Source organism: Bradyrhizobium sp. BR13661, assembly GCF_029892425.1.
Lineage (GTDB): Bacteria > Pseudomonadota > Alphaproteobacteria > Rhizobiales > Xanthobacteraceae > Bradyrhizobium.
This window is the reverse complement of the sequence record NZ_JARXWB010000002.1, coordinates 330,081-339,242: the sequence shown is the minus strand read 5'-3', so window position 1 is coordinate 339,242 and position 9,162 is coordinate 330,081. Positions and strand designations below refer to the sequence as shown.

At 63.1% G+C, this 9,162-nt stretch carries 8 protein-coding genes; 2 read left to right on the top strand and 6 right to left on the bottom strand.

Annotated features, from left to right (window positions below):
- Window positions 1-247: 247 nt before the first annotated feature.
- Entirely contained in the window at window positions 248-979 is a 732-nt protein-coding gene (locus tag M2427_RS04760) for a transglutaminase-like cysteine peptidase (protein ID WP_280705031.1), read from the top strand.
- A 71-nt stretch (window positions 980-1,050) separates the two neighbouring features.
- Window positions 1,051-2,175 carry a hypothetical protein gene (locus M2427_RS04755; protein ID WP_280705030.1) on the top strand — a complete coding sequence of 375 codons (1,125 nt, stop codon included), beginning with the start codon at window positions 1,051-1,053 and terminating at the stop codon, window positions 2,173-2,175.
- Window positions 2,176-2,218: 43 nt separating this feature from the next.
- Here the strand turns inward: M2427_RS04755 and M2427_RS04750 are convergent, their stop codons facing one another.
- The 6 genes from M2427_RS04750 to M2427_RS04725 all read right to left on the bottom strand — a co-directional run bounded on the left by M2427_RS04750 (window position 2,219) and on the right by M2427_RS04725 (window position 8,940).
- Window positions 2,219-3,418 (bottom strand): ABC transporter substrate-binding protein, encoded by a 1,200-nt coding sequence (locus M2427_RS04750; protein WP_280705029.1) that lies wholly within the window; start codon window positions 3,416-3,418, stop codon window positions 2,219-2,221.
- A gap of 61 nt (window positions 3,419-3,479) precedes the next feature.
- Window positions 3,480-5,318, bottom strand: coding sequence for an AMP-dependent synthetase/ligase (locus tag M2427_RS04745; RefSeq protein ID WP_280705028.1), 1,839 nt, complete (start codon window positions 5,316-5,318; stop codon window positions 3,480-3,482).
- 43 nt (window positions 5,319-5,361) lie between these two features.
- Entirely contained in the window at window positions 5,362-6,150 is a 789-nt protein-coding gene (locus tag M2427_RS04740; protein ID WP_280705027.1) for an ABC transporter ATP-binding protein, read from the bottom strand.
- Between the two features lie 3 nt (window positions 6,151-6,153).
- Window positions 6,154-6,912, bottom strand: a complete 759-nt coding sequence (locus M2427_RS04735) for an ABC transporter ATP-binding protein (protein WP_280705026.1) — start codon at window positions 6,910-6,912, stop codon at window positions 6,154-6,156.
- Window positions 6,909-8,060, bottom strand: coding sequence for a branched-chain amino acid ABC transporter permease (locus M2427_RS04730; RefSeq protein WP_280705025.1), 1,152 nt, complete (start codon window positions 8,058-8,060; stop codon window positions 6,909-6,911). The genes M2427_RS04735 and M2427_RS04730 overlap by 4 nt, the downstream gene beginning before the upstream one ends.
- Window positions 8,061-8,064: 4 nt before the next feature.
- A complete protein-coding gene (locus M2427_RS04725; protein WP_280705024.1) occupies window positions 8,065-8,940 on the bottom strand; it encodes a branched-chain amino acid ABC transporter permease in 876 nt (291 codons plus the stop codon).
- Window positions 8,941-9,162: the final 222 nt, after the last annotated feature.

The window sequence follows — 9,162 nt, the reverse complement described above, 5'->3', positions numbered from 1 at the left end:
GACCTGCCGACAACCACTGCCTGCAATTGGTGCCATTTCGCGGCATCCCGGCCTCTCGTGGCGCCCGATCCGTAAAATTTTACGGACCTCAGGCATGCCCGCTTCAGCCTGCCCCGCGGTTTTGGGACCCAGCCTCCGCGCGTTAAGCAGAACAAAACCGCCCGCCTCGCACTATCTCCGCGAAAGCAACAAGCCCGGCACGTCGAGGTCGAGGGGGACCTGACGAAGCCGGAAAGGGGATTGTCAGATGGAGACCGCTGCTCGCTCGCGCGCATGGCGCGCTATCCTTGTCCTGTGTGGATTGATCCTGCTCGGATCAGCCGCCGAGCTTCGTGCCGGCACATTGCTGTCGCCGGGCGCAGGTGTGCTCGTGCGCAAATCCGCCGAGCCGTTCGGCGTGTTCGCCTTCGCCATGTCAGGCGGAAGCCTGCGGCAGAAATGGTTCGCACTGAAGGACAGGCTCGACGACGACATGGTGCAGCTTGCGCTGTGCGACGGCGACCGCGACAATTGCGCCTCGCCGGCGGCGCTGAAGCTGCTCGCCATCGTCGACCAGGCCCGCACGCGCGACGGCCGCGCGCGCCTCGGCGAAACCAACCGCGCCATCAACCTTGCCATCCGCGCCGCCGACGACGGTGCCGATGACGTCTGGAGTTCGCCGCTCGCGACCTTCGCGCGTGGCGCCGGCGATTGCGAGGACTATGCCATCGCCAAGCTCGCCGCGCTGCGGCTCGCCGGCGTCGCCGCGGACGACCTCCGCATCGTCGTGGTGCGCGATGTCAGGGCCGGCGAAGAGCACGCGGTTGTCGCCGCCAGGCTCGACGGCCACTGGCTGATGCTCGACAACCGCCGCATGGCGATGGTCGAGGACGACAACGCACGCAGCTACCAGCCGCTGTTCGTGCTCTATCAGTCCGCCGTGCTGAAATATGTCGCCGAGCCTGTGCAGTACTCGATGGCGGTGCCCGAAGCGCATTGACCCTGGTTTGCGCCGCGTGATCCCGGACGCTAGCATGGCCATGCCAACAAGAATGCGGTCGGGGACTTGGAATGCGGTTGACGGTGCTGACCATGCTTGCGTTGCTGGCGTTGCCGGCTGCACCAGGCTTTGCGCAATCCAGCCCGTCCGAGCGCTCCATCGCCGACAGGCTGCCGCTGTTCACCCGGAACAACTGCCAGCAGATCCGCGATCCCGGCAATCAACTGTTCTGCGGCGATAGCGAGCTGTCGGCCGCCGCCGAGAAGCTCTCCACCGCCACCGAGGCCCGGCTCGCCCGCCTGCCCGACCGGCTGCCCGCGATCGAGGAGAACGCGATCTGGAATCGCCAGCGCAATCTCGGCTGCGGCATTGTCGGCCAGAGCGCAATCCGCTCTGACGATTTCGACCGGGTCAAGGCCTGCCTTCTGAAGGTGACCGAGGAGCGCGCCGCGATCGTGCGCGACCCGGATTTCGACTGCCTCGCCGCCAACACCGCCGCCGGCGCGCTGATCTGCGCGGACCCGTCGCTGGCGCTCACCGAAACCGAGCTCAACAGCCGGGTGCTCGGCCTGATCGGCAAGCTGGACCCGACCGCCGCACGCTTTGCCTTCGCCGAATACGGCCGCTGGACGCGCGAGCGCGATCGCAAGTGCAATCTGGTCGGCAAGGAGAACGTACCGATCGAGGAGCTCGGCTCGGCGGAAGACTGTCTCGCCGATTATCTGAAGCACAAGACCGACGACATCGCCGCCGCCAAGGGCGATCCGAAGAAAGTGTTTGGCCGGCAGGTCTCGGCCAGGGAGCCCGACACCGACGCCGTCGACTTCTGCGCCGCGCGGATTCACGCCGCCAATTCGTGCGGCAGCTTCCTCCGCATCAACCGCGTCTACGCGCTCGACAGCCAGGTGAATGATCAGGAGGCGCAAGTCACCGGCGAGATCGAGATGGTCGTGCTGGCGCCGTTCACGACCTGCAGCAAGGTCGCCTCCACCTGCACCGGCACCTGCTGGGACGCCTCCACCGGCCGTCCACAGCCGGGCGCCGCCAACACGGAGCGCGGCGCAGCCGCCTTCAACGTCACGCGACGCCTGAGGATTCAGCGGACGTTCGCGTTCGTGAAAGCGGCCGATGGCTGGCGCTGCCGCGAAGACGAGCTGGCGCCGGTGAGCTCGGGGACGGCGGGCGGGGGATCGTAGAGGCTCACCCTCTCATGGTGGGGGAGGGTGAGCTAGCCTTCAATCAAAACATCAGATTGTCCTTCACCAGAACCCAGCGGCCGCCCTTGACCTGCTGCACCTGGGTAATGGTGTTGGCGAGGTGGTTGGTCTTGGAGAAGGTCGTCGGCGGCGAGTTGAAGATGTCGAGGAACTTGTCGCCGGACTCCAGCGCCTCGAGCATCTTCTGCCCGGTCAACTCCTTGCCCGCCTTTTGCGCATAGAAAGCGAAGGTCATCACGGCATTGTATCCGATGATGGCCTGGGAGTTGGCATCGGTGCCGAACATCTTCTTGTAGTTGACCAGCCAGTCCTTGACCTTGCCCTTGGCCGTATCCTCGTAGGGAATCTCGAAGGCGCTGGCCGAATAGAGGCCTTCGACCGCATCCTTGCCGAGCATGGGCACTTCCATCACGTTGACGGGCGTCGCGCCAAGGAAAGTGACGTCCCAGCCGAGCTTCTTCGCCTCGCTCATGGCGCCGATCGGCTCACGCAAGACCGCGCCGAGCATGACGAGGTCGCAGCCGTCGGATTTCATCTTGGCGACCTGCGCGCTGAAGTCGGAGGCGCCGCGCTTGTAGCTCGTGGTCGAGGCCGCCTGCATCTTCATCGCGGTCAGCTGCTGGGTGAAGCCGTCGAGCACGTTTTTGCCGTACTCGTCATCCTGATACATGATGCAGGGCTTTTGGAAGTTCTTCCACTCCATCATGTATTTCAGCGCCGCGCGCGTGCTCTCGACATAGGGCAGCAGGTTGTTGAACTTCAGTCGCTCCTGCGGCTTGGCCGGATCGAATTTGAAGGTGAACTCGGCCGCCGTCAGCGGGAACAGCTGGAGCACGCCGGCGTCGAGCAGGATGTCCTGCGCGGCAAGCACCGTCGGCGATCCCATAGGCCCGACCATTGCAAAGATTTTGTCGCGCTCGATCAGTTTCTGCGAAGCCAGCACGGCCTTTTTCGGATCGTAGCCGCTGTCCTCGACGACCAGTCGGATCTTGCGGCCGTTGACGCCGCCGGCGGCGTTGACCTCCTCGACGGCCATCTTCATGCCGTTGGACACCGGCACGCCCCAGCCCTTGATCGGACCCGACAAGTCCTGATGGGTGCCAATGACAATCTCGGTGGCCGAGATGCCTTCATTGGTGACCTTGGTTTGCGCTCCAGCCGGCAAACAAGTGAGTGCTATCGCACCCACAGCAAGGCCGAACGCTTTCAACGATTTCGACATTGACGTCTCCTCCTTGGGCCCATGTTGCACGAAGGGCGTGGCCATGGCTCCTTCGCTGTTCTCAAGCGACCGCGCGCTGCCGATACATTGCGTCAATTTCCGCCGCGTAACGCTTGTTCACGAAATTGCGCTTCAGCTTCATGGTCGGCGTCAACTCCTCGTCCTCCGGCGTGAGCTGGCGTTCGATCAGGTGGAACTTCTTGATGGTCTCGACGCGGGCGAAGTTGCCGTTGACCACCTCGATCTCATGCCAGATCAGGTCCTGGATTTCGCTCGCGCGGCACAGGCTGGCGTAATTGGTGAAGGGGATATCGTGATCCTGCGCGAATTTCTCGACGTTCTCCTGGTCGATCATCACGAGGCAGGTCAGGTACGGCCGCTTGTCGCCGATCACGACGGCGTCCGAGATGTAGGGCGAGAATTTGAGCTGGTTCTCGATCTCCGACGGCGTGATGTTCTTGCCACCCGATGTGATGATGATGTCCTTCATGCGGTCGGTGATGCGGACGAAGCCCTCGTTGTCGATGGTGCCGACGTCGCCGGTGTGCAGCCAGCCGCTGTGATCGATGGTCTCCGCCGTCTTCTCGGGCTGGTTCAGATAGCCCATGAACAGGAAGTCACCCTTGATCAGGATCTCGCCGTCGGGCGAGAGCGCGACCTCGCCCCAGGGCACCGCCGTGCCGACCGAGCCGAGCTTGACGCGATCTCCCGGCATCATGGTCGCGACGCCGCAATTCTCGGTCTGACCGTAGACCTCGTGCACGTCGATGCCGAGCGCGAGATACCAGCGGATCAGATCCGGCGCGATCGGCGCAGCGCCCGTGAAGGCGATGCGGCAGCGGTCGAGCCCGATCATGCGGCGGATGTTGCGGAATGCGAGCCGGTAAGCGAACCGGTTAGCGATGCGCAGCGCCAGCGGCGGTATCTTGCCCTCGATCCGGTAATCCGTCATGCGCAGGCCGACGTCGATGGCGCGGCGATAGACCCATTGCTGGAACGGCGTCGCATCCTTCAGCGCGATGGTAATGGCGGAATAGAATTTCTCCCAGATGCGCGGCACCGCGAAGAAGACGGTCGGCTGCACCTCGCGCAGATTATCCGGCACGGTTTCCGGGCTCTCGGCGAAATTCATCACCGAGCCAAGCGCGACCGAGATGTAATAGCCGGCGACCCGCTCGGCGACGTGGCAGAGCGGCAGGAAGATCAGCCGGTCCTCGTCCTCGCGAGCCGGGATGAAATCGTTGGCGTGCCGCATCTGGTGCGTGACGCTGCGGTTGGCGTGCATGGCGCCCTTGGGCGGACCCGTCGTGCCTGAGGTGTAGACGAGCACGGCAAGATCGCCGGCGCTGCGGCTGTCGATCATCTCCTGCCACAGCGCCTCGCGGCCGACCATGTGGTTGCGGCCAAGCGCGCGAAATTCGTCGAGCGACATCACCATGTCGTCGGAAAAGCCGCTGAGGCCCTCCATGTCGAACACGACGATCCGCTGCAGGTTGGGACAGCGCGCGCGGCAAGCCAGAATCTTGTCGAGCTGCTCCTCGTCCTCGGCGAAGATCACCCGCGTCGTGGAATCGTTGATGAGATATTCGACCTGGGCCGCCGCATCGGTCGGGTAGATGCCGGAGGAGACGCCGCCGGCGCAGAGGATGCCCATGTCGGCGTAGATCCATTCGGGCACGGCGTTGGCGATGATCGAGGCAACGTCGCCGGGCCTGAAGCCGATGGCGTGAAGGCCGTAGGCGATTTCCCTGGAGATCTGCAGCCATTCACGCCAGCTGGTCGGCTGCCAGATGCCGAATGTCTTCTCGCGGATCGCAGGCCTGTCGCCGCGCAGCTCTGCCGCGCGCAAAAAGCTCTTCGCGATCGTATCAGCGACCGTCAGCACCGCCGGCCGGGTCATGCGCCTCTCCTCGTTGCCGCCTTAACTCGTCATCGCCAAGTTCTCATCTCCACGTCTTCTTCCTTTTCCAGCGCCGTTCGCCTCGCGCGCCCTGTTCCTTGGCGCCAAGGTAGAATTCCTGGATGTCCTTCGAATGCATCAGGCGGTCGCAGCTGTCGTTCATGACAACGCGACCGATCTCCAACACATAGCCGTAATGCGCCGTCTCCAGCGCCACACGTGCATTTTGCTCGACCAGCAGGATCGACATGCCCTGCTCCTCGTTGACCCGGCGGATGATGGTGAATATCTCCTTCACCAGGATCGGCGACAGGCCTAGCGAGGGCTCGTCGAGCAGCAACAATGTCGGCCGGTTCATCAGCGCGCGACCTATCGCGAGCATCTGCTGCTCGCCGCCGGAGAGCTGTCCGGCCGGCTGGTTGATGCGCTCCCTCAGCCGCGGGAAATAGCCGTAGACCCGCTCCAGATCGTCCGCGACGCCGTCGCGATCGCTGCGCGGATAGGCGCCCATCATCAGATTCTCACGCACCGAGAGGAACGGGAACACCTCACGCCCTTCGGGCACATGGCTGAGACCGAGCCGCACGATCCTGTCAGCCTCCATGCGCTGGATCGGCTTGCCCATGAACTCGATCGAACCCTTTTGCGGATCGAGAATGCCCGAGATCGTCTTCAGCACCGTCGTCTTGCCGGCGCCGTTGGCGCCCAGCAGCGTGACGATGCGCCCGCGCGGCACCTCCAGCGAGATGCCGCGGATCGCCATGATCGGCCCGTAATAGCTCTCGATGTTCGAGAGTTTCAGGATGATGTCGGGCGCCATAGTCGCATCCATGCATCAGGCTCCCAGATACGCGGCGACGACGTCAGGATGCTGCTGCACTTCAGCGGGCGAGCCCATCGCCAGCACCCGGCCGTAGTTCAGCGCAATCACACGATCGGAGACGCGATTGACCAGCGACATGTCGTGCTCGACCATCAGCACAGTGACGCCGAGCTCGCTCTTCATGTCGCGGATCCAGAATGACATGTCGTCGGTCTCCTCCACATTGAGCCCCGAGGACGGCTCGTCGAGCAGGATCAGCTTCGGTTCCGAACAGAGCGCGCGCGCGAGCTCGATCACCTTGCGCACGCCGTAGGGCAGGCCCGAGATCAGCTTGTCGCGATAGGGCTCGAGGTCGAGGAATTCGATCACCTGCTCGACCCTGCGGCGGTGCAGCTTCTCGTGGGCGCGCACGCTCGGCAGAAACAGCAATTCCTGCCAGAGTTGCGTGGTCGAATGGCGGTGGCGTCCGACCAGGAGGTTGGACAGCACGGTCGCATTCTCGAACAGCTCGATGTTCTGGAAGGTGCGGGCGATGCCGAGCCTGGCGATGTCGTAGGGCGGCTGTTCCGTGATGTCCTGATCCTCGAAGAAGATGCGACCCGAGGTCGGCCGGTAGATCCGCGAGATCAGATTGAAGATCGAGCTCTTGCCCGCGCCATTCGGCCCGATGATCGAGAGGATCTCGCCCTTCTCGACCGCAAACGACACCGCATCGACAGCCTTGAGGCCCCCGAAATGCAGCGAGAGATTTTCAGCGCGGAAATAGCTCATCGGTTCCGCTCCGACTTCACGTAGATTTTCTGCCGCTTGAAGGTCGATCGCTTGTAGAGCGGGAACAGTTGGAAGAACAGCTTGATCTTGAGCCAGCGGCCATAGATGCCGAGCGGTTCGAACAGAACGAACATCATGATGATGATGCCGTAGATCGCGCCCTTGAGACCGTTCAGCGAGGCAAAGGCTGCGACCTTGGACTGGATGTTTCCCGCAGCCGCCGTGCCGGCTCCGAACGTCGCCGCGACACCGGCGATGATGCCGGGCATGTCGTCTTTGAGATAGGTCAGGAACGGATCGATCATCACGATGAAGATCGAGCCCAGCACCGCGCCGTGCAGGCTGAACGTGCCGCCGATCAGGATCACGATGATGAACTCGATCGAGAGCTGCAGCGTGAACATTTCCGGCGAGATGAAGGAGAGCTTGTGCGCGAACAACACGCCGGCAAAGCCGGTGATCGCGGCCGAGATCGCAAAGGACTTCACCTTGTAGAGCGCGACATTGACGCCCATGCTGCGCGCCGCTGTCTCGCTGTCGCGGATCGCGACGAAGGCGCGGCCCGTCGGCGAGCGCAGCAAATTGAGCGTGCCGACGATGGTCAACACCAGCACCGCAAGACAGAGGAAATAGAACGTCGGACTGTCGCGCGAGACTGTCACGCCGAGCAGCGACAGCGCCTTGACCCGCAGACCCTCATTGCCGTTGGTGACACTCTCCCAGCGCGCCAAGATCTCCTCGACGATGAAGGCGAAGGAGATGGTGGCGATGACGAGGTAGATGCCCTGCAGCCGCAGCGCGGGGAAGCCGACCAGTGCGCCGATGCAGCCAGCCAGGGCGCCTGCGGCAAGGAAATAGACGGGAAACGGCACATTGTATTTCTGCAGGTATGCGGCCGTGTAGGCGCCGATCGCAAGGAACGCCGCATGCCCCAGCGACGCCTGCCCCGTGAAGCCCGTCAGAATCATCAGCGCCACGCCCACCGTGGCATAGATGCAGACGAAGACGAGCTGGCTCATCAGATAGCTCGAGAGCACGTAGGGCGCGATCAGCAGCACCGCGAACAGGAGACCATAGGAGACGACATAGCCTGAATGCGGGAACAGCCTGATGTCGTCCTCATAGTCGGTCTTGAACAGGAAGCGCATGCGTTCAGACCTTCTTGCGGGCGTGAAGGCCGAACAGGCCTTCGGGCTTCAGCAGCAGCACGGCCAGCAGCACGATGTAGGGGGCGACGTCCTTCCAGCCCTCCGGCAGATAGAACCCGGCCATGCTTTCGATCACGCCGATCAGGACGCCGCCGACGACCGCGCCGGGAATCGAGCCGAAGCCGCCGAGCACCGCCGCAGGAAATGCTTTCAGCCCGAGCACGAGGCCGACATTGGAGTGAATGAAAGTGATCGGCGCCAGCAGCACGCCGGCGCAGGTTGCGACCGCAGCGCTGATCGCCCAGACGATCGACACCACGCGCTTGACCGGGATGCCCATGTAGTACGCCGCCAGCATGTTCTCGGAACTGGCGCGCATCGCGGTGCCGATCGTGGTCTTGTTGAAGAACAGCCAGAGCAGCGCGCAGAGGATGATCGTTGCCGCGATCACCGAGAGCTTGTCGTGGGCGAGCACCAGCGAGCCGATGCGCAGCACGCCCTGGCTGAACGGCGTCTCGATCTTGAAATCGTCGGTGCCCCAGATCATGCCGGAAACCGAGCGCAGGAAATAGCCGAGGCCGATGGTCGCCATGATGATGGAGAATTGCGGATAGCCGAGGATCGGCCGCACCACGATCCGTTCGGCAAGCATGCCAAACAGCGCCATCGCGGCCACCGCACCGGCAAAGCCGATCCAGTAATTCAGCCCCATCATGCCGATGAAGGTGAAGGCGAAAAAGCCACCCAGCATCATCAGATCGCCCTGGGCGAAATTGACGACCTCGGTGGCCTTGTAGACGAGCACGAAGCCGAGTGCGATCAGGCCGTAAACACAGCCGAGCGCAACACCGCTGACCAGCTGCTGAACGAAATCCAGCATCGCCGCGTCCTCCCGATACGACCAGCGGCTCTTGACGACCGCCTTGCCGTATCTTGTGTCCAGCCGCTACGCAGTCGTTTCGCCGCGTCAGCGCCATTTGTCCCTGATGCAATTCAGCCTGAACCATCAGGCACTGTCAACAAACGGTGACTTGTCAGGTATCTTGCCTTTAGTCCAACGCGCATGCCGTCATTTGCGGCAACGCGATTCACGGTGCCGAAA

Excerpts from the sequence above, each read along its gene's own strand:
- M2427_RS04745 (WP_280705028.1), bottom strand. The coding sequence starts at position 5,318 with ATGACCCGGCCGGCGGTGCTGACGGTCGCTGATACGATCGCGAAGAGC.
- M2427_RS04740 (WP_280705027.1), bottom strand. The coding sequence starts at position 6,150 with ATGGATGCGACTATGGCGCCCGACATCATCCTGAAACTCTCGAACATC.
- M2427_RS04730 (WP_280705025.1), bottom strand. The coding sequence starts at position 8,060 with ATGCGCTTCCTGTTCAAGACCGACTATGAGGACGACATCAGGCTGTTC.
- M2427_RS04735 (WP_280705026.1), bottom strand. The coding sequence starts at position 6,912 with ATGAGCTATTTCCGCGCTGAAAATCTCTCGCTGCATTTCGGGGGCCTC.
- M2427_RS04725 (WP_280705024.1), bottom strand. The coding sequence starts at position 8,940 with ATGCTGGATTTCGTTCAGCAGCTGGTCAGCGGTGTTGCGCTCGGCTGT.
- M2427_RS04755 (WP_280705030.1), top strand. The coding sequence starts at position 1,051 with ATGCGGTTGACGGTGCTGACCATGCTTGCGTTGCTGGCGTTGCCGGCT.
- M2427_RS04750 (WP_280705029.1), bottom strand. The coding sequence starts at position 3,418 with ATGTCGAAATCGTTGAAAGCGTTCGGCCTTGCTGTGGGTGCGATAGCA.
- M2427_RS04760 (WP_280705031.1), top strand. The coding sequence starts at position 248 with ATGGAGACCGCTGCTCGCTCGCGCGCATGGCGCGCTATCCTTGTCCTG.